This is a genomic window from Glycomyces paridis, assembly GCF_004912155.1.
Classification (GTDB): domain Bacteria; phylum Actinomycetota; class Actinomycetes; order Mycobacteriales; family Micromonosporaceae; genus Glycomyces; species Glycomyces paridis.
The window spans coordinates 16,270-33,566 of sequence record NZ_STGX01000008.1 but is presented as its reverse complement, the minus strand read 5'-3'; the positions used below and the strand labels follow the sequence as shown (position 1 = coordinate 33,566).

The 17,297-nt window shown below is 71.2% G+C and carries 21 protein-coding genes; 12 read left to right on the top strand and 9 right to left on the bottom strand.

Annotation, left to right across the window (positions count from 1 at the left end; all coding sequences use genetic code 11):
- Positions 1-16: 16 nt before the first annotated feature.
- On the bottom strand, positions 17-1,513 hold the full coding sequence (locus tag E9998_RS11895; RefSeq protein WP_136529923.1) for a UDP-N-acetylmuramoyl-L-alanyl-D-glutamate--2,6-diaminopimelate ligase: 1,497 nt from the start codon (positions 1,511-1,513) through the stop codon (positions 17-19).
- Between the two features lie 65 nt (positions 1,514-1,578).
- Positions 1,579-2,124 (bottom strand): MarR family winged helix-turn-helix transcriptional regulator, encoded by a 546-nt coding sequence (locus E9998_RS11890; RefSeq protein WP_136529922.1) that lies wholly within the window; start codon positions 2,122-2,124, stop codon positions 1,579-1,581.
- 199 nt (positions 2,125-2,323) lie between these two features.
- Between E9998_RS11890 and E9998_RS11885 the strand changes: the two genes are divergently transcribed.
- Positions 2,324-3,355 (top strand): VldE C-terminal domain-containing protein, encoded by a 1,032-nt coding sequence (locus tag E9998_RS11885; protein WP_136529921.1) that lies wholly within the window; start codon positions 2,324-2,326, stop codon positions 3,353-3,355.
- Positions 3,356-3,428: 73 nt separating this feature from the next.
- The gene (locus E9998_RS11880) at positions 3,429-4,637 is read left to right on the top strand and encodes a L,D-transpeptidase (protein ID WP_136529920.1); all 1,209 of its coding nucleotides are present in this window, start codon (positions 3,429-3,431) and stop codon (positions 4,635-4,637) included.
- Between the two features lie 46 nt (positions 4,638-4,683).
- Here the strand turns inward: E9998_RS11880 and E9998_RS11875 are convergent, their stop codons facing one another.
- Together E9998_RS11875 and E9998_RS11870 are read right to left on the bottom strand one after the other, a co-directional pair.
- Positions 4,684-5,028 carry a DUF3817 domain-containing protein gene (locus tag E9998_RS11875; protein ID WP_136529919.1) on the bottom strand — a complete coding sequence of 115 codons (345 nt, stop codon included), beginning with the start codon at positions 5,026-5,028 and terminating at the stop codon, positions 4,684-4,686.
- Positions 5,025-5,369, bottom strand: a complete 345-nt coding sequence (locus E9998_RS11870) for a hypothetical protein (protein WP_136529918.1) — start codon at positions 5,367-5,369, stop codon at positions 5,025-5,027. The genes E9998_RS11875 and E9998_RS11870 overlap by 4 nt, the downstream gene beginning before the upstream one ends.
- 65 nt (positions 5,370-5,434) lie before the next feature.
- On the opposite strand from E9998_RS11870, the gene E9998_RS11865 reads away from it, so the two are divergent.
- The 7 genes from E9998_RS11865 (at position 5,435) to E9998_RS11835 (ending at position 10,082) form a co-directional block, all read left to right on the top strand.
- The gene (locus E9998_RS11865) at positions 5,435-6,343 is read left to right on the top strand and encodes an acyltransferase domain-containing protein (protein ID WP_136529917.1); all 909 of its coding nucleotides are present in this window, start codon (positions 5,435-5,437) and stop codon (positions 6,341-6,343) included.
- 47 nt (positions 6,344-6,390) lie between these two features.
- Positions 6,391-7,269 (top strand): TIGR01777 family oxidoreductase, encoded by an 879-nt coding sequence (locus E9998_RS11860; protein WP_136529916.1) that lies wholly within the window; start codon positions 6,391-6,393, stop codon positions 7,267-7,269.
- Positions 7,270-7,390: 121 nt separating this feature from the next.
- Positions 7,391-7,897: a hypothetical protein gene (locus E9998_RS11855; RefSeq protein WP_136529915.1), complete on the top strand. Its 507-nt coding sequence runs from the start codon at positions 7,391-7,393 to the stop codon at positions 7,895-7,897.
- Between the two features lie 47 nt (positions 7,898-7,944).
- A complete protein-coding gene (locus tag E9998_RS11850) occupies positions 7,945-8,370 on the top strand; it encodes a hypothetical protein (protein ID WP_136529914.1) in 426 nt (141 codons plus the stop codon).
- On the top strand, positions 8,367-8,891 hold the full coding sequence (locus E9998_RS11845) for a hypothetical protein (RefSeq protein ID WP_136529913.1): 525 nt from the start codon (positions 8,367-8,369) through the stop codon (positions 8,889-8,891). The genes E9998_RS11850 and E9998_RS11845 overlap by 4 nt, the downstream gene beginning before the upstream one ends.
- Positions 8,892-9,476: a hypothetical protein gene (locus E9998_RS11840; protein ID WP_136529912.1), complete on the top strand. Its 585-nt coding sequence runs from the start codon at positions 8,892-8,894 to the stop codon at positions 9,474-9,476. It begins immediately after the preceding gene.
- A 30-nt stretch (positions 9,477-9,506) separates the two neighbouring features.
- Positions 9,507-10,082 carry a hypothetical protein gene (locus E9998_RS11835; RefSeq protein ID WP_136529911.1) on the top strand — a complete coding sequence of 192 codons (576 nt, stop codon included), beginning with the start codon at positions 9,507-9,509 and terminating at the stop codon, positions 10,080-10,082.
- On the opposite strand, the gene E9998_RS11830 is transcribed toward E9998_RS11835, so the two are convergent.
- Together E9998_RS11830 and E9998_RS11825 are read right to left on the bottom strand one after the other, a co-directional pair.
- Positions 10,039-11,061 carry an LLM class flavin-dependent oxidoreductase gene (locus E9998_RS11830; protein ID WP_136529910.1) on the bottom strand — a complete coding sequence of 341 codons (1,023 nt, stop codon included), beginning with the start codon at positions 11,059-11,061 and terminating at the stop codon, positions 10,039-10,041. The genes E9998_RS11835 and E9998_RS11830 overlap by 44 nt on opposite strands.
- Positions 11,062-11,101: 40 nt before the next feature.
- A complete protein-coding gene (locus tag E9998_RS11825) occupies positions 11,102-12,463 on the bottom strand; it encodes a class II 3-deoxy-7-phosphoheptulonate synthase (protein ID WP_420842431.1) in 1,362 nt (453 codons plus the stop codon).
- 189 nt (positions 12,464-12,652) lie between these two features.
- On the opposite strand from E9998_RS11825, the gene E9998_RS11820 reads away from it, so the two are divergent.
- The 3 genes from E9998_RS11820 to E9998_RS11810 all read left to right on the top strand — a co-directional run bounded on the left by E9998_RS11820 (position 12,653) and on the right by E9998_RS11810 (position 14,838).
- Positions 12,653-13,276 carry a cyclodeaminase/cyclohydrolase family protein gene (locus tag E9998_RS11820; RefSeq protein ID WP_136529908.1) on the top strand — a complete coding sequence of 208 codons (624 nt, stop codon included), beginning with the start codon at positions 12,653-12,655 and terminating at the stop codon, positions 13,274-13,276.
- A complete protein-coding gene (locus E9998_RS11815; RefSeq protein ID WP_136529907.1) occupies positions 13,273-14,121 on the top strand; it encodes a bifunctional 5,10-methylenetetrahydrofolate dehydrogenase/5,10-methenyltetrahydrofolate cyclohydrolase in 849 nt (282 codons plus the stop codon). Before E9998_RS11820 ends, E9998_RS11815 begins: the two co-directional genes overlap by 4 nt.
- 336 nt (positions 14,122-14,457) lie before the next feature.
- Complete coding sequence (locus E9998_RS11810; protein ID WP_136529906.1) at positions 14,458-14,838, top strand: hypothetical protein; 381 nt, start codon at positions 14,458-14,460, stop codon at positions 14,836-14,838.
- On the opposite strand, the gene E9998_RS11805 is transcribed toward E9998_RS11810, so the two are convergent.
- The 3 genes from E9998_RS11805 to E9998_RS26275 all read right to left on the bottom strand — a co-directional run bounded on the left by E9998_RS11805 (position 14,835) and on the right by E9998_RS26275 (position 17,105).
- Positions 14,835-15,227 (bottom strand): hypothetical protein, encoded by a 393-nt coding sequence (locus E9998_RS11805; protein WP_136529905.1) that lies wholly within the window; start codon positions 15,225-15,227, stop codon positions 14,835-14,837. The two genes, E9998_RS11810 and E9998_RS11805, sit on opposite strands and share 4 nt — an antisense overlap.
- A gap of 187 nt (positions 15,228-15,414) precedes the next feature.
- A complete protein-coding gene (locus tag E9998_RS11800) occupies positions 15,415-16,440 on the bottom strand; it encodes a 6-phosphofructokinase (RefSeq protein WP_136529904.1) in 1,026 nt (341 codons plus the stop codon).
- Positions 16,441-16,550: 110 nt separating this feature from the next.
- Entirely contained in the window at positions 16,551-17,105 is a 555-nt protein-coding gene (locus tag E9998_RS26275; RefSeq protein WP_136529903.1) for a polyadenylate-specific 3'-exoribonuclease AS, read from the bottom strand.
- Between the last annotated feature and the right edge of the window lie 192 nt (positions 17,106-17,297).

The following is a 17,297-nucleotide window of genomic DNA, read 5'->3' as shown; positions in this document are numbered from 1 at the left end:
GTTGGGCGGTGGCGCCTCAGGCGTCGTTGCGGGCGGGGGTGACCCAGCCCGCGTCCCGGAGCGCGCGGGCGAGGAGGACGCGGTCGTCGCTGGCGACGGGGCCCTCGGCGGTCTCGGTGTACGTCTCGTGGCCCTTGCCGAGCAGGGCGACGGTGTCCCCCGGGGCGGCCAGTGCGGCGGCCTCCCGGACGGCGGCCTCCCGTCCCGGAATATTACGGCAGGGCACGCCCTGGACGGCGAGTGCCACCTCGTCGCGGATGCGCGCGGGGTCCTCGGTGCGGGGGTTGTCGTCGGTGACGATGACCAGGTCGGCGCGGGAGGCGGCGGCGCCCATGAGCGGCCGCTTGGAGCGGTCGCGGTCGCCGCCGGCGCCGAGGACGGCGATGACGCGGCCGGGGGTCGACTCCTTGAGGGCGTCGAGGACGGCGGTGATCGCCTCGGGCTTGTGGGCGTAGTCGACGACGCCGCGCACGGGGGCGTCCCCGGAGACCAGCTCCATGCGGCCGGGCACGCCGGTGCAGGAGGCGACGCCGTCGAGCGCGGTCTCGGTGTCGAGGCCCACGGCTTCGAGGAGGGCGACGGCGAGCGCGGCGTTGGCGACGTTATGGCGCCCGGGCATGTCGACGCGGCCCTCGCCCTTGCCGCGGGGGCCGCTGAGCTGGAAGGTCTGGGTGAAGCCGTCGCCGGCGAGGTCGTGGGCGTAGTAGTCGGCGGTGGGGTCGAGGAGGGAGAAGGTGCGGTTGACGCCGTCGGCGAGGGTCGCCACGCGGGGGTCGTCGGCGTTGAGGACCTCGGTCTCGGCGCGGCCGTCGAAGAGGCGGGCCTTGGCGGCGAAGTAGTCGTCGAGGTCTGCGTGGAAGTCGAGGTGGTCGGTGCCGAACATGGTGAATCCGGCGGCCTTGAAGCGGCAGCCCTCGACGCGGCCGAGGACGAGGGCGTGGCTGGAGACCTCCATGACCACGTCGGTGACGCCCCGTTCGAGGGCGGTCGCGAGCAGCGCCTGGAGTTCGGGGGCCTCGGGGGTGGTGCGCTCGGAGTCGACGCGGTCGCCCGCAATGCGGGTCTCGACGGTGCCGATGATGCCGGTGGTGCGCCCGGCGTGGGCGAGGGCGGCCTCCACGAGGTAGGCGGTGGAGGTCTTGCCGTTGGTGCCGGTGATGCCGATGAGGTTGAGGTGCTCGGAGGGGCGGCCCCAGACGCGGGCGGCGACGGCCCCGGTGAGCGTGCGCGGGTCCTCGGCGACGAGGACGGGCAGGAGGTCGCCGACGAGTTCGGCGCCGCGGGCGTCGGTGAGGACGGCGACGGCGCCGCGCTCGGCGGCGAGGTCGGCGAATTCGGCGCCGTGGCGGCGGGTGCCCGGGAGCGCCGCGAAGAGGTCGCCGGGTTCGACGGCGTCGGCCGCGAGGCTGACGCCGGTGACGGCGAGCGTCCGGTCCTGGGCCGCGGGGACGAGGTCGGCGAGGTCGGCGACTCGGTAGGGGATGGTCGTCTCAGGACGCGGAAAGGTCGGCACGGCCTGACCCTACACCGGCACGGCCCGTCGGCAGGCCGTACACCGGCGGCGCCCGTCGAAAGTGGTCAGCGGCCTTCGGCGGGGGGCTCGGCGGCGCCCGCATCGAGGTTGTCCGACCAGATTTCGAGGAGTTTGTCCAGCTCGGCGGCCTGGTCGCAGTTGATGGCGTCGAGGAAGAGTTCGCGCACGAGGGAGAGGATGCACGGGGCGGCCTGTTCGAGCCGCTCGACCCCGGCGGCGGTGAGCTTGACCCATATGCCCCGGTTGTCGCGGTCGCACTTGTTGCGCTCGACCAGGCCCATCTCGGAGAGCCGGTTGACCTGGTAGGTGACGGCGCTCTTGGCGGTGACGATGCTGTCGGCGAGGTCGCTCATGCGCATGGCCCGCTCGTCGCTGTCGGCGAGGCGCACGAGGATCTCGTACTGGGTGTGGGTGATGCCGTGGTGGTCCTGGAGGCGCCGGTCGATCTGGTGTTCGAGCCGGTGCGTGACGTTGAGGAACCGCGCCCAGACGGCGTTGACGTCGGGGGCGAGCCAGCGGCTCTCGAAGTCGCCCGCGCCCATGCCGTCCTCCCGTCCCGCGCTCGACACCAGCCGCTCCGGCTGGTTCAATTTCGAACGATCCTACCAGTCGAAACGCGTTCCGGCCGCCCTCGCGTAAGCCACGCCATAGCCCCGCCGAACACGGTCACAAAGTGACTACCAGGGGTCATATCCACAGGCCCGGTTCGAGCGAGGAATCCTCCCGTTCTACGCTGTACGCCGATCACCCCGTCCACTCGGCTCCGCGCTACCGAAGGGCCCGCACGCCTTGAACGGATACCTCCCTCCCCGCGCCGCAGGGCGCACTGCGCGCAGCGGCGCCCGGCGCCTGCTCTCGCTCCCGGTCGTGGCCCTCGCGGCGGTCGTCTTCCTCGTCCTCCCCGCCTCGCAGTCCTCCGCGCAGGAGGAGGGCGCCTCCGAGGCCCTCAGCCAGGCGATCGCCGACTACCTCGACGCGCAGGACCAGCTCGCGGCCCTGGAGCAGGAGCAGAAGGACCTGGAGCAGGAGCTGGAGGACTCCGAGGCCGAGGTCGCCGAGCTCAAGATCGAACTGGAGGAGTACGCGTACGTCGCCTCCACGACCTCCGACTTCCAGTCCACCGCCGCGCTCCTCTCCTCCGGCGACCCGCAGGACGCCATCAGCGCCATGACGATGCTCCAGTTCCTCGGCGAGTCGCGCGCCGACCGGCTCAACCAGCTCATCGGCCGCCTCGCCGAGATCGAGGCCACGCGCGAGACCCTGGCGGACAACATCACCGAGCAGGAGGAGACGACCGAGGCGATGGAGGAGGCCCGCGACCAGGCCGCCCGCGAACTCGCCGGCTCCGGCGGCGACGACGCCGTCGGCCCCAGCGCCTCCGACGCCCCCGCCGCCGAGCCCGCACCGCGCAACTCCGACGGGACCCTCCCGTACGAGTCGTGCTCCGAGGACGACCCGACCCCCGCGAACGGCTGCCTCACCCCGCGCACCCTCCACGCCCTGGAGCAGGCCCAGATCGCGAACTTCACCAGGTACGTCTCCTGCTACCGACCCTCCGGGTCCGGCGAGCACCCCAAGGGCCGGGCCTGCGACTTCTCGGCGCAGCCCGGGGGCTTCGGCGGCGACGCGGGCGGCGACGACTTCGACTACGGCCAGAACCTCGCCGCCTGGTTCGTGGAGAACGCCGACGCGCTGGGCGTGCAGTACGTCATCTGGTACCGCGAGATCTGGCTGCCCTCCTCGGGCTGGAAGTCCTATTCCGGCGCCGGCGGCGACCCCTCCTCCGACCACACCAACCACGTCCACCTCAGCATCCGCTGAGGCCCGGCGGGGCCGTCGAACTCACAGACGCGAACCGGACGCCGGTTCGCCCCCCGTGTGTACCGTGGGGGCCATGAGCTTCGGACGCGCCTCACTGTCCCGCCGCGGCGCCCTCACCGCCGGCGGCCTCGCCGCGGTCGGCCTCGCCGCCGCCTGCACGAAGGAATCGGGCACCATCGAGGGGAGCGGGGAGTCCGCCGAGGGCGAACCCGAGAGCGCCGCCGCGATCACCATCACCCCCGCCGACGGCGCGGCCGACGCGACCGCCGCCACCGAGATCGCCTGGACGGTCGAGAACGGCGAGTTCGGGGAGTTCGCGCTCGCCGACGCCGAGGGCAACGCCGTCGAGGGCGCCATGCACCCCGACGGGACCACCTGGGTCCCGGCCAGCCCCCTGGAGTGGGAGCAGACCTACACCGCCACCGTCACCGCGACCGACGCCGACGGGATCGGCGCCGAGGCGACCTCCACGTTCACGACCATCGCCTCCCCCGGCGACCGGGTCGGCATCGAGAACTACCTGCCGGGGAACGACACCACCGTCGGCATGGGCGCGATCCTCGCGTTCCGCTTCGACGGCCACGAGGTGGCCGAAGACCGGCGCGCCGCGGTCGAGCGGCGCCTGTTCGTCGCCTCCGAGCCCGCGCAGGAGGGCTCCTGGCACTGGATCACCGGGCGGGCCCTGGAGTACCGGCCCAAGGAGTACTGGCAGCCGAACACGCAGGTCTCGGTGCGCCTGGGCCTGGGCGGGCTCGACCTCGGCGAGGGCCGCTACGGCGAGTTCGACCAGGAGGCGGTCTTCCAGATCGACGCCGAGCAGCGGTTCCTGGAGGCCGACAACGACACCAAGCAGATGCGCGCCTACCTCGACGGCACCATCGTGCAGACCATCCCGATCTCGCTGGGCGCGGACGAGCCGATCGACGGCAACGACGCGCGGTCCTTCTCGGGCACCATGACCATCATGAGCCGCGAGAAGGAGTCGACCTTCGTCTCCGAGCTGTACGACTACGAGACCGACGTCAAGTGGGCGATGCGCCTGACGTTCTCGGGCCAGTTCATCCACGGCGCGCCCTGGGCCGCCGACCGGCTCGGGGTCGCCAACGGCTCGCACGGGTGCGTCAACGTCTCCGACGAGATGGGCGAGTGGCTCTACGAGTTCGTGCGCTGGGGCGACCCGGTCACCGTCATGAACACCGGCGTCGAGGTCCCGCAGGGCGACGGGTTCACCGGCTGGAGCCTCGACTGGGACACCTTCAAATCGGGGTCCTACCTCGACTGAGAACGTGACGAAGGCCCGGCGGTCGACCGCCGGGCCTTCGTCTCGTTCAGACGCGCTCTTTCTCGCCGATCTTCGTGTCGGCCGCCTGCGGGTGCTCGGCGAGGATGCGCCGGTGCGCCCAGCGCTCGACGAAGAACGAGCCGACCGGCACGGTCCCGCCCAGGAGCAGGCCCACCGTCTGCGGCCAGAACTTCCAGCCCGCCTGCTGGGCGAGGTGAAAGCCGAGCACCAGGTAGACCATGTAGCACAGGCCGTGGATCGGGCTGATGATCGTCACGAACGTGTCGTCGTGGCCGAGGTACTTCACCGGCATCGCCACGAACACCAGCAGGATCAGGCAGGTGCCGACGATCCAGGCGACGATCCGGAAGCGTTTCAGAGCGGCGTTCATGCGTGGCTCCCCTGAGCTGGACGGTGCGGTTCGGGTTCGGCGTTCTCGCGGGCCCGCACGATCGCGGACTCGAAGGGCGAGGTCATCGGCGGCGGCTCGGGGCGCCCGCGGCGGGTCGCGCCCTCGGGGAGGTCCTTGCGCAGTTCGAGGCGCATCTGGCGGATCCACAGCGTCAGCGTGAACACCGCGAACAGCGGCCATTCGAACGCGTAGCCCCAGCTGATGGCGTTGCCGTGCTGCGCGCGGGAGAGCTGCCACCAGCCGAGCAGCCCGAAGGCGACCGTCAGGACCACCGCGAAGCAGTGGAGGACGATCCAGGGGGGCGTCAGCAGCCGTCGCACGGGCCCAGCCTAGGGTGACCGACCCGATGTTGCCGCCGGGGGCCCGTCCGTGGTGACATAGCCCGGTGACTCAGGACCTCCCGCAGCCCGGCGCCGTCAAGGCGTACTCCGCACCCGACGCCGCCGACGTCCGCGAACTGCTCCTCGACTGGTGCGGCGCCCTCCCCGAGGACGCCGACGACGCCGTGGCCGCCCTCGCGGCGCTCGACGCCGACGCGGTCGAGGGCGCCGACCGGCGCTACCAGTCGATCGTCGCCGACATGGGCGGCACCCAGTGGATCCCCTGGCCCCGCTCCCCTGAGGCGCATCCGCTCCTGGGCCTGTTCCCGGTGCTCGCTGCCGTGCCGGACATGCTGGCGTTCCACCGCGCCCACGGCGTCGACGAGGACCTGTCGCGCAAGGTCCTCGCCGACCTCGGCGAGAAGCTGCGGCTCAACCGGCGCCTGCACGGGCACGCCGCGCTCGACGTCGCTCCCTGGTTCACCCGGCACCTGCGCGGCTCGCTCTACCAGCTCGGGCGCCTCCAGTTCGGCGTCGAGGGCCCCGGCCCGAAGCCGTTCGCGGGCATGCACATCCGCGGCGAGGGCGGGCCGCTGACGCGCGAGGCGGTGCGCGAGTCCGTCGAGTGGGCGATGGAGTTCTTCCCGGCGGCCTTCCCCGACCGGTACGCCGGGCCCGACGACCTGGAGTTCGTGTGCGAGTCGTGGCTGCTGGACCCGCGGCTGCGCGAGTGGCTGCCCGAGCGCTCGAACATCCCCGGCTTCGGCGCCCTCTTCGACCTCCAGGGCGAGGGCGACCCCGCCGGGAACCGCTCCGACCTGTGGCGCTTCGTCTTCGGCCGGACCGAGGACACCCCCGTCGAGGACCTGCCCGGGGACAACACCCTCCAGCGGTCGGTCATGGCGGGGATCAAAGCGGGCGTGACCTGGCAGAACCGGCGCGGACGCCTCAACCTCCACCGGCTCGCGCTCTAGGGCCGGTCCGGGGCTCCGCAGGCTCGCCGAGGCCATAGGCTGTGGTCATGCGGATCGTCATCGCCGGATCGAGCGGCTATCTCGGCACCCAGTTGACGCGGGCCCTCGACGGCCACGACCTCGTGCGGCTCGTGCGCCGCCGCCCCGACGAGGAGAACGAGATCTTCTGGGACCCTTACCAAGGGGCCCTGGACCCGCAGATCCTCGACGGCGCCGACGCGGTCGTGAACCTCTGCGGCGCCTCGATCGCCGGGCGCCGCTGGAACGCCGCGTACAAGCGCCGGATCGTCTCCAGCCGCGTCGTTCCGACGAAGGCCCTCGCCGCCGCCGTCGCCCAGGCGGGCGTCCCGGCCCTGATCAACGGCTCGGCCGCAGGCTGGTACGGCGACCGCGCGGGCGTCGAGGTCGACGAGTCGACCCCGGCCGCCGCCGACTACCTCGGGAAGACCTGCCTGGTCTGGGAACGCGCGACGGCCGCCGCCGAGGAGGCGGGCGCGCGGGTCGTCAAGCTCCGCACCGGCCACGTCCTCGGCGAGGACAGCGTCCTGCTCGACAAGTTCGTGCCGGTCTGGAAGTGCTTCCTCGGCGGACGGTTCGGCAGCGGCAACCAGTACATGCCCTGGATCTCCCTGCGCGACTGGGTCGGCGCCGCCGTCGCCGCCATCGAAGGCGACTGGACCGGCCCGGTCAACATGGTCGGCCCCGCCCCCGCAACGAACCGCGAGTTCACCCGCGCCCTGGGAGCGGCCGTCCACCGCCCGACCCCGTGGATCATCCCCGGCTTCGCCGTGAAGCTCGTCGCCGGCGAGGCCGCCGTGGAACTCCTGCGCGGCGCCAAGATCCGCCCGGGCGTCCTGGAGGCCAAGGGATTCGAGTACCGGGACCGGACGATCTTCGAGGCCCTGCGCACCGCACTGCATCACTAGACGAACGCGAAAGGCCGGCGCACATCACAGCGCGCCGGCCTTTGCCGTGCCCCCGCACGCCTGCTAACTTGAACATGTTCAACTGAACATGTTCAATTCCCCCCCTCACGGAGGTGCGGCCATGCCCGTCCCCTCGCCCACCCCAAGCCGCCCCGGCACCGTCACCGCCGCGCAGATGCTCGTCTGGTTCCAGGTCCTGTCCCTGTTCTGCTGCGGCTTCGCACCGGTCTACATGTGGCAACCGGCCTTCGTCGTCGTCGCCCTGAGCGCACTGCCCATCGGCCCCGCCTTCTGGCTCCTCCTCTTGGCGCTCGGCATCGGTTCCGTGGTCTACGCCGTGATCACCGTCAGCCACCTCGGAAACGGCGACCGCCGCGGCCGCACCGCGATCACCGCCGGCCTCATCGTGATCGCCGCCCTCGGCCTCACCCCGGTCTTCTGCAGCCCCGCCGACGGCGACGCCCCGATCCGAACCCTCATCACCGCCGCCCCCTCGATCCTCTGCCAGGCCATCGCCTGGGTCTGCATCCATTCCGCCTCGGCCGAACGCTGGTTCCTGGAGACCGAAGCCTTCAAGCAGACCCCGCCGGACCCGGAACCGAACCCTGAAACCGAGACCCCCGAATGACCACCCGCCCAACACCTCCCAGGTCAGTGATCACGGCAAGGACGCTCGTGATCGTGCAACTGCTGACCCTCTGCGGCTGCGGCGTCCTGCCAATCGGGCTTTTCGTGCCCGCATTCCTCGTGATGGCGAGCATTCTGGCGGATCATGTCAGCGACATCGGCGGCATAGCGATAGCGGTGGCACCTGTAGTGGCGATCGCCTGGGTCGTACTCACCGAACGGCTCCTCAACAGACGGGACCCGCGCGGAAGGATCGCCGTCGACATCGGTACGGCGGCATTGATCATCCTGGCGCTGATGGGATTCATCGCGGCCGGAGCCCATGAATACTCCTGGCTCGCCCTGCTCTCGGCGGCGCCGTCGCTAGCCCTACAGGCCGCCGCGTCGATGCTGCTGCGCTCGGACTCGGCGAAAGCCTGGTTCAATGGAACTGCGACCGAGACGCCGCAAACGAAGTCTGAGGCCGCCGAATGACCGGCAGCCCTTCACTCCCCAAATCAGTGGCCGCGGCGAAGACGCTCATCGGCCTGCAACTGGTGACCCTGTTCTGCTGCGGCGTCATCTCCATCGGGTTCCTCATGCCGGCGTTCCTGACCGTCACGAACCTCACGGCGGCCGCGGCCATCGGCGCAGGCGACCCCGCCTCCTGGTTCATCCTGCTGCCTTGGGCGGTGGAGCCGGGCGTGGCCGGCGCCTGGGTCCTGTTCGCCTCGCACCTGCTCAACAAACGGGACCGACGCGGGAGAACGGCCGTCGACATAGGCACGGCGACACTGATCGCGTTGGCGCTCATAGCGTTCGCGATCTCCGCACTCGTAGCAGAGGAAGTCTGGAGGTCCCCGTGGCTCGCCCTGCTCACAGCTGCGCCGTCGATCGGCCTGCACGTCGCCGCATCCGCCTGCCTGCGCTCAGATTCAGCGAAGGCCTGGCTCCGGGTGCCGATGCCCGAAGGAACGCCGCCGCTTGCCGGTATCGGCGAGGGGGCGGATCGTTAGATGCACCAGAACGGAACCCGTATGGGCCCCGAGGACACGCCCGATCCGGTGAACCACGACCGCCTGCCGCAGACGCACGAATCCGATCCCGACATGCCGATCCTGGTGCGTCCGGTGCCCACTCCCAGGTGGCCGACCGCCATCTCCACCGCAAGGGTCCTCAACAGGCTCCAGGTCGCGCTGGTCATGATCGGCGGGAACTGCTCCTTCGGGTTCCCGCTCCTCGTCGCGATCGTCTGGCCCATCGAGCGATTCGACTTGCACGAAAATGCCGCCGGGGTCGGAATTCCCGTGGCATGGATCATCGGCTTCGCCGCGATCTGCACTTACGCCATCTTCACCAACCGCTGGGCGGGCCGGGCGGACCGCCGGGCGCGGACCACGGTCGTCATCGCGACGGCGGTGCTGGCCGGCTTCACGGCGCTGACCCTTCTGGCATCGGCGCGGACCCCGGGTCTCGCGATCGTCGTCCTCGTCGCCGCCGCGCCCTCCCTCATCGTCCAGGCCTTCGTCCTGCGGTGCGTCTACGGTCCGCAGGGCCACCGCTGGTTCGAGCGGTCCGGGCGGGTCGCTCGGGAACTCTAGACTTGGGGGACCCCTGACCGAAGGACCGCCATGACCGCGCCCCTGACTCCCCCCTCGTTCGGCTCGCCGCAGGCGCCGGACCTGTTGTTGCGCAAACCGGGCACGGTGACGTGCGCGCAGGTGATGCTGTGGCTCCAGTTCTCGTTCCTGATCTGCTGCGGGGCGGGAACGGGGTTGACGGCGCTGTTCTGGTCGCCGGTGGTCGACGTCGAGGACTTCGAGTTCGGGCGGGACTTCTCCGAGGGGGTGGAGGACTTCGCGGCGGTGGTCACGGTGGTCATCGCGGCCACGATCGCGGCGGTGATCCTGTTCGGGGTGCTGGCCGTGAAGATCGGGGCGGGGCGGCGGTGGGCGCAGGTCACGACGATCGCGGTCATGCTGCTGGTGTTCGTGTTCGGATTCCTCGGGCTGTACACCGGTTTCGAGGAGCAGACGGGCGCGCCGGTGGACGGCTCGCGGCTCGTGGGGACGCTCGCGGGGCTGTCGATGCCGCTGGTGACGCTGCTGTGCCTGTTCACCGGTTCGGCGAACCAGTGGTTCCGTCAGCGGGGGCGCGAGCCGCTCAGGGCGCTGGGGCCGATGCCGCCGTACGCGCCGTACCGGTGAGGGCCTCGCCGAGCGCGGCGATGTTGTCCCGCACGGCTTCGGGGTCGCCGAGGCCTTCGACGAGGAGGAGCTGGCGGGCGACGCCGGTCGCGTCGGCGGAGGCGGCGAGGCGTTCGGCGACGTGGTCGGCGGGGCCGACGGCGTGGCGTTCGACCATCCAGTCCACATAGGCGGCGTGGTCGCGCCGGGCCCGGGCGGGTTTGAGGCTGACATACTGGCCGACGCCGCGGGTGAGCAGTTCGGTGAGGGCCGCCCGGAGCCCGTCGACCGCGGCGGGGGTGTCGGCGACCTGGGCGAGGTGGGTCGAGACGTGTTCGGCCGTTTCGGGGTCGTGCCCGGCGGTCTCGGCTTCGCGGCGCCAGTGCGAGAGGAGCGCGAGGTGGTCCTCGTCGGGGGCGTGCATACCTAGGAGCAGGGGCAGGCCGAGGCGTCCGGCGAGGCGCGCGGTGTCCTCGCCGGTGGCGGCGACCCACAGCGGGGCGCCGGTGCCCGGCGGCATGACGCGGACGGGCAGGACGTCGAAGAACTCGCCGTTGTGGGTGACCTCGGGTTCGCCCGAGAGCCAGCGGCGCAGCAGCCGGAGCCCTTCCTCGAAGCCGTGCTCGTACCGGTCGAGGCCGGTGCCGAACACGTCGAGGTCGATCCAGGGGCCGCCCCTGCCGACGCCGAGGCGGAAGCGGCCGGGCGCGAGCGCGTCGAGGGTGGCGGCCTCCTCGCCGAGGGCGACGGGGTGGCGGTTGGAGAGGACGGCGACGGCCGTCCCGATCTGGAGCCGTTCGGTGGCGGCGAGGAGGTGGGCGGCCATGAGGGTGGCGGAGGGGTTGGCGCCGTACTCGATGAAGTGGTGCTCGGCGACCCACGCGCCGTCGAGGCCCGCGGCCTCGGCGCCGCGCGCGTAGGAGACGACTCGGCGGAGCGCCGCCGCCGGTGCGGTACCGGGGAACACTCCGCCGAGCAGGAACACGTCGTGCGCACTCATGCGCACCACTCTATGGCGTGGCGCACACCGAGGGAAAGTCCTAGTGGCGCAGCATCTCCGCGACGAGGAACGCGAGTTCCAGCGACTGCTGCGTGTTCAGGCGCGGGTCGCAGGCGGTCTCGTAGCGGTCGGAGAGCTGGTCGTCGCGGATCTCCTGGGCGCCGCCGACGCATTCGGTGACGTCCTCGCCGGTGAGCTCGATGTGGATGCCGCCGGGGTGCGTCCCGGTCTGGCGGTGCACCTCGAAGAACCCGAGGACCTCGTCCACGACCTGGTCGAACGCGCGGGTCTTGTAACCGGAGGCGGCCTCGTAGGTGTTGCCGTGCATGGGATCGCACTGCCACACGACCTTGCAGCCGGCGGCCTCGACCTTCTCGATGATCGGCGGCAGGACCGTGCGGACCTGCTTGTGGCCCATGCGGGTGATGATGACGAGCTTCCCGGGGACGTTGTCCGGGTTGAGCTTCTGGCACATCTCGACGACCCCTTCGGGGGTCGCGGTCGGCCCGATCTTGCACCCGACCGGGTTGGCGACGCGCGAGAGGAAGTCGATGTGCGCGCCGTTCAGCTGCCGGGTGCGCTCGCCGTTCCACAGCATGTGGCCCGACAGGGCGTACGCCTTGCCGTCGAAGATGCGGGTGAGCGCGCGGTCGTACTCGATGGCGAGCATCTCGTGGGAGGCGAAGACCTCGGCGGTGTGGAGGTTGTCGTCCTCGACGCCGCACGCGGCCATGAAGCGCACGGCCCGGTCGATCTCGCGGCCGATGGCCTCGTAGCGCTCCCCGGCCGGGGAGTTGCGCACGAAGTCCTTGTTCCAGTCGTGCACGGCCATGAGGTCGGCGAGGCCGCCGCGCAGGTAGGCGCGGAGCATGTTCATGGTCGCGGCCGAGTTCGCGTAGGCGCGGATCATGCGCTGCGGGTCGCAGACGCGGGCCTCCTCGGTCGCTTCGAGGGAGTTGAACATGTCGCCGCGGTAGACGGGCAGGCCGAGCGAGTCGGTGGCGGCCGAGCGGGGCTTGGAGTACTGGCCGGCGACGCGGCCGACCTTGATCACCGGGAGGGACGCGCCGTAGGTGAGCACGACCGCCATCTGGAGGAGGGTGCGCATGTTGGCGAGGACGTGGTGCTCGGTGTTGTCGATGAAGGTCTCGGCGCAGTCGCCGCCCTGCATGAGGAACGCGCGCCCCTCGCACACTTCGGCGAGAAGTTCGCGCAGGTGCTCGACCTCGTAGGGGGCGACGATCGGCGGGACGCCGGCCATGACGCCGGCCACTTCTTCGACCTCGGCGTAGTCGGGCCACGGGGGCACCTGCTCGCGGGGCAGGTCCCGCCAGGCGTCGAGCTGATAGCGTTCGGCTTCCTCCGCGTCGGCTACGACGGGGACGAGGCCAGGGTTTCGCAGATCATGCCATTGGCGGTTCACGCGCATATCCTACGCGGACGGTCGAGCGGGCCGTGACGCCGATTGGCCGTCCCACGGGTTGAGCCCGCCCCCGGGCGCGGGCGCGCGGGCCCAGGCCGGGGCGCCCGACACGACACACCGGGACGATCGCAGACATCCCACCTTTCGGGCCGCGTCTAGGCTGGCCGGGTGCGTGAGACGACGATTGAAGACTGGCTGACCGACCTCGCCTCGGAGCTCCCGGCTCCCGGCGGCGGCGCGGCGGCGGGCATGAGCGCGGCCACGGCCGCGGCCCTGGTGTCGATGGTGTGCAACCTGACCATCGGCAAGCCGAAGTTCGCCGAGCACGAGGCGGTGATGCGGGAGGTGCTCGCCGAGGCCGAGCGGCTGCGCCTGGAGGCGCTCCAGCTCGCCGAGGACGACGCCGAGGCGTTCTCCGGCGTCGTGGCGGCCTACAAGCTGCCGAAGGCCTCCGACGAGGAGAAGGCGGCCCGGACGGCGGCGATCCAGGCGGGCCTGGTCGCGGCCGCGGCGGTGCCGCTGGCCGTGGCGAACGTCGCGGCGGCGGTCATCCGCCTCTCGGGCCGGGTCCTGGAGGGCTCGAACCCGAACGTCCTCTCGGACGTGGCGGTGGCGGCGTCGGCGGCGAAGTCGGCCCTGGAGTCGGCGGCGCTGAACGTCGACATCAACGTCGTCTCGATCAAGGACCCCGCCGAGCGCGAGCTCCTCGCGAGCGCGCTCAACGAGGCGTTGCAGACGAAGGTGCAGGCCGAGGCCATCATGCACGCGGTGGCGAAGAGGATTCGGGCATGAGTGACATCGACGGGCGCACGGTCGCCAAGGACATCCGCGCGGAGGTCGCCGCGGCGGCCGCGAAGCTGCGCGCCGAGGGCACGGTCCCGCTGCTCGCGGTGGTCGTGCCGACCGACGACGAGGGCACGGCCTGGTACGTGCGCTCGATCAAGAAGGCCGCCGAGAAGGAGGGCATCGACTGCCGGATCGAGCAGCTCGACGCCCCCGGCAAGGACGAGATCGTCGCGAAGCTCCAGGAGCTGTCGGCCGACGACGCGGTGCACGGCATCATCTGCCAGACGCCGCTGCCGAAGGGCGTGGCGCTGGCGGAGGTCGGCTGGTACATCAGCCCGTACAAGGACGTGGACGGCGCGAACACCGAGAGCGCGGGCCGCCTCGCGGCGGGCCTGCGGACGTTCGCCCCGGCGACGGCCGAGGCGGTCCTGGAGCTGCTCAAGCGCGAGGACCTGGTGCTGGAGGGCGCGAACGCGGTGGTCGTGGGCCGTTCGAACGTGGTCGGCAAACCCGCGGCGATGCTGCTGCTCAACGAGTCGGCGACGGTGACGGTCTGCCATTCGCGCACGAAGGACCTGGCGGCGGTGTGCCGCGGGGCGGACGTGCTGGTCGCGGCCGTGGGCCGGGCCGGGATGATCGGCGCGGACTTCGTGAAGCCGGGTGCGACGGTGATCGACGTGGGCACCAACCCGACCGAGGACGGCGGCCTGGTCGGCGACGTCGACTACGCGGCGGTGTCCGAGGTGGCCGGGCGCCTGACGCCGGTCCCCGGCGGCGTCGGCCCGGTGACGACCGCGCTCCTGCTGCGCCACACGGTGGTCGCGGCGCAGCTGTCGAAGACGCACCGCTGACCGAGCACACGACGACGCGAAAGGCCGGCGCCCCGCGGGGCGCCGGCCTTTCGCCGCGCACCACGAGGACCGAAGGAAGCCCTGGGGAAGGCCCCCCGGTTTCGACGCTAGCGCGCCGAACCTGAAGCGGAGCTGAAGCGCGGCTTCGGCACCGGTCCGCCCGCAGTCGGGGCGTCCGGCCGCATCCGCGGCTCGCGCTCCGAGGCGCCTGCGAACGCCGGTCGCGCCGTCCCGGGGGCGCCGGCCTGCGATTGTCACGCCAAGTGGCGGATACCCGACAGACAGGTGGGACGGGCGGACGTAGCGTTAAGGCTTCCCTCGCAAAGGAGGTCACGTATGACACGTCGTCTTGCCTTCGTAGCGACCGTCGCCGCCATGATCGTCTCGGTCTCGAGTCCGGCGATGGCGTTCCAGCACGACCGGGTCCACAACCCGGTGCTGCACTGGGCACTCGACATCGCGACGCTCGCCATCGTGGTGGCGCCGATCTGGACGGCGCTGCTGTGGGGCCGGGGCCGAAGCAAGTGGCTGCTGGTGGGCCTCATCGGGCTCGTGCAGATACCGGTGGCGATCCTGGGCTTCTCGGCGGGCGCCTCGGCGCTGTTCGCCGGGAGCGGGCTGTTCTTCGGGCTCGCGATCACCGTCGCCGCCATCGTCTACACCCGCAGGGTCACGCGCCTTGAGCAGCGGGCCTCGGCGGTCGAGGCCGCCGACTAGTCGGCCGGTCGCACCCGGAACGTGCGGGCGAGAGCGCCCGAGCCGAGTTCGAAGCCGTAGGCGCGGTCGCCCTCGCGCAGCACCCGCAGCAGCGGGCAGCCCTGGAAGGGGCCGTGGAAGCCGCCGGTGGCGGGGTCGCGGTAGGCGTGCCACGAGCAGTGCTCCTCGCCGACCCAGCCCCAGGCCCGATGGGTCTCGGCGCCCGCGAACCGGTACACGCCGACGCTGAGCGTCCGGTCCCCGACCGGCCGCCGGTAGAAGTCGGCGTCGAGCCCGGCCAGCGCGACCGCCTCGAAGTCAATGTCCGGCAGGGTCTTGTGAAACGTGAAGTCGGTGAGGTGCGGGATCTCGCCGATCGTCTCGGATGGATCAGTCTCTGCAAAGGCCACGGGCACGCCTGGTCTAACGACCGGGCGTGCCCGTGGTTGTGCGAATCCGCCGCGAGAATGTCCGCGACGCTGCCGCGCCGTGACGTGACGTCTCGGCGGATTCGTCTTCAGCTCCGCTTCAGGTCCGCCCCGCTACCGTTGCGAACCGGGGGCCCAACCCACCCTGTGAGCCGGGCATTCGGCGTGCCTAGACGCCGAAGAAGACCTCGGCGTCGGCGTAGCGCTCGACCGGCACGGTCTTGAGCACGTCGGTGCCCTCGTGGATCGGGATGCGCACGACGTTGGTGCCCTGGAGCGCCATCATCTTGCCGAAGTCGCCCTCTTCGACCGCGTCGGCGGCCTCGAGGCCGAGGCGGGTGGCGAGCACCCGGTCGAACGCGGTGGGGGTGCCGCCGCGCTGGAGGTGGCCGAGGATGATCGCGCGCGTCTCGATGTCGGCGCGCTCCTTGATCTGCGCCGCGACCCAGTCGCCGACGCCGCCGAGCTTGACGTGGCCGAACGCGTCGACCTCGCCGTCCTTGAGGACCATGCCCTCCTGGGCGTGCGCGCCCTCGGAGACAGCGACGATGGTGGCCTTGCCGGCCTCCTTGCGCTCCTTGACGAACGCGGCGACCTTCTCGATGTCGAAGGCGACCTCGGGGATGAGGGTGACGTTCGCGCCGCCGGCGATGCCCGCGTGCAGGGTCATCCAGCCCGCGTGGCGGCCCATGATCTCCACGACGATGCAGCGGTCGTGCGAGTCGGCGGTCGTCCACAGGCGGTCGATCGCCTCGGTCGCGATGTTCACGGCCGTGTCGAACCCGAAGGTGTAGTCGGTGCCCGAGAGGTCGTTGTCGATGGTCTTCGGCACGCCGACGCAGTTGACGCCGTCCGCGGTCAGCTTCGTCGCGACACCCAGGGTGTCCTCGCCGCCGATCGCGATGAGCGCGTCCACGCCCAGGTCGGCCATGTTCTTCTTGATGGCCTCGACGCCGCCCTCGATCTTGTAAGGGTTGGTGCGGGAGGAGTGGAGGATGGTGCCGCCCTGGTCGAGGATGTTCTCGACCGAGTCCCAGTCCAGCGGCTGGGTGATGCCCTCGATCGGGCCCTTCCAGCCGTAGCGGAAGCCCACGAACTCGTGACCGTATTCCTTGGTGCCCTTGCGGACCGCGGCTCGGATGACCGCGTTGAGACCGGGGCAGTCGCCGCCGCCGGTGAGCACGCCAATGCGCATGCGTCTAACTCCCTAGAGAAGAGGACTGTTAACTGGGCGGCTTCATTGCCGAAACACCGATCAGCCTATCTCGGGTCCAGGAGGCGCAGGCCAGGGGTGCAGACGGGGGTTCAGCGGCGGGAGTCGGCGGCGCCGAACGCCGAACGCTCGCGGCGCGTGGACTCCAGGACCTTCCAGCGGGCCAGGTTGAGCTTCGCGTCGGTCAGGGCGTCGTGCAGGTCCGCGTCGGGCGTCGTCGGCAGCTCGGGGCGCCCGAGGTCCTCCCAGCGCTGGCGCAGGTCCTTGGTCATGCGCGGCAGGGCCCGCGGCAGGTCGGGCATCGTGCCCCACAGCTGCGCGAGCACGACGTGGTCGTAGGCGCCGATCCAGGCCCACAGCTCGACGCGCTCGCCCGGGTGCGACCCGGTCTTCCTGCGCACGGGCTCGACGAGGAACTCGTACAGCTCGTCGCGGATCGTCCCGCGGTCCTTCCACAGAGGGCTCGCGGGGGCCGGGAGCTTGTCGAGTACGTTGCGGCGCACCCACTCGATGGCCCGGGACGGGTCGAACTCGGTCGACACGGCGTAGTACTCGCGGCCGCGCTCGTCGACGACGGCGATCGAGACCAGCTCGATCGTTCGCCCATCCTCGATGAACTCGCAGTCGTAGAAGTATCGGTACGCCACGCATCGGCCTTTCGTATGATCACGGGCGGTCTTTTCGGTCCTTCTTGGCCCGCACCCGAATGTCGCCGGTCTGGAGTCGACGCTACGCCATACGATCAGGCAGCCGGAATCTGACCTCGCAATCCGCACGCGAGAACCTCGATACCGGACAATACAAGCGAAAGCACGTAGAGTTGCTCGTACACTCGGTCG

Excerpts from the sequence above, each read along its gene's own strand:
- E9998_RS11880 (WP_136529920.1), top strand. The coding sequence starts at position 3,429 with ATGAGCTTCGGACGCGCCTCACTGTCCCGCCGCGGCGCCCTCACCGCC.
- E9998_RS11875 (WP_136529919.1), bottom strand. The coding sequence starts at position 5,028 with ATGAACGCCGCTCTGAAACGCTTCCGGATCGTCGCCTGGATCGTCGGC.
- E9998_RS11860 (WP_136529916.1), top strand. The coding sequence starts at position 6,391 with ATGCGGATCGTCATCGCCGGATCGAGCGGCTATCTCGGCACCCAGTTG.
- E9998_RS11855 (WP_136529915.1), top strand. The coding sequence starts at position 7,391 with ATGCCCGTCCCCTCGCCCACCCCAAGCCGCCCCGGCACCGTCACCGCC.
- E9998_RS11845 (WP_136529913.1), top strand. The coding sequence starts at position 8,367 with ATGACCGGCAGCCCTTCACTCCCCAAATCAGTGGCCGCGGCGAAGACG.
- E9998_RS11840 (WP_136529912.1), top strand. The coding sequence starts at position 8,892 with ATGCACCAGAACGGAACCCGTATGGGCCCCGAGGACACGCCCGATCCG.
- E9998_RS11835 (WP_136529911.1), top strand. The coding sequence starts at position 9,507 with ATGACCGCGCCCCTGACTCCCCCCTCGTTCGGCTCGCCGCAGGCGCCG.
- E9998_RS11830 (WP_136529910.1), bottom strand. The coding sequence starts at position 11,061 with ATGAGTGCGCACGACGTGTTCCTGCTCGGCGGAGTGTTCCCCGGTACC.
- E9998_RS11815 (WP_136529907.1), top strand. The coding sequence starts at position 13,273 with ATGAGTGACATCGACGGGCGCACGGTCGCCAAGGACATCCGCGCGGAG.
- E9998_RS11810 (WP_136529906.1), top strand. The coding sequence starts at position 14,458 with ATGACACGTCGTCTTGCCTTCGTAGCGACCGTCGCCGCCATGATCGTC.
- E9998_RS11800 (WP_136529904.1), bottom strand. The coding sequence starts at position 16,440 with ATGCGCATTGGCGTGCTCACCGGCGGCGGCGACTGCCCCGGTCTCAAC.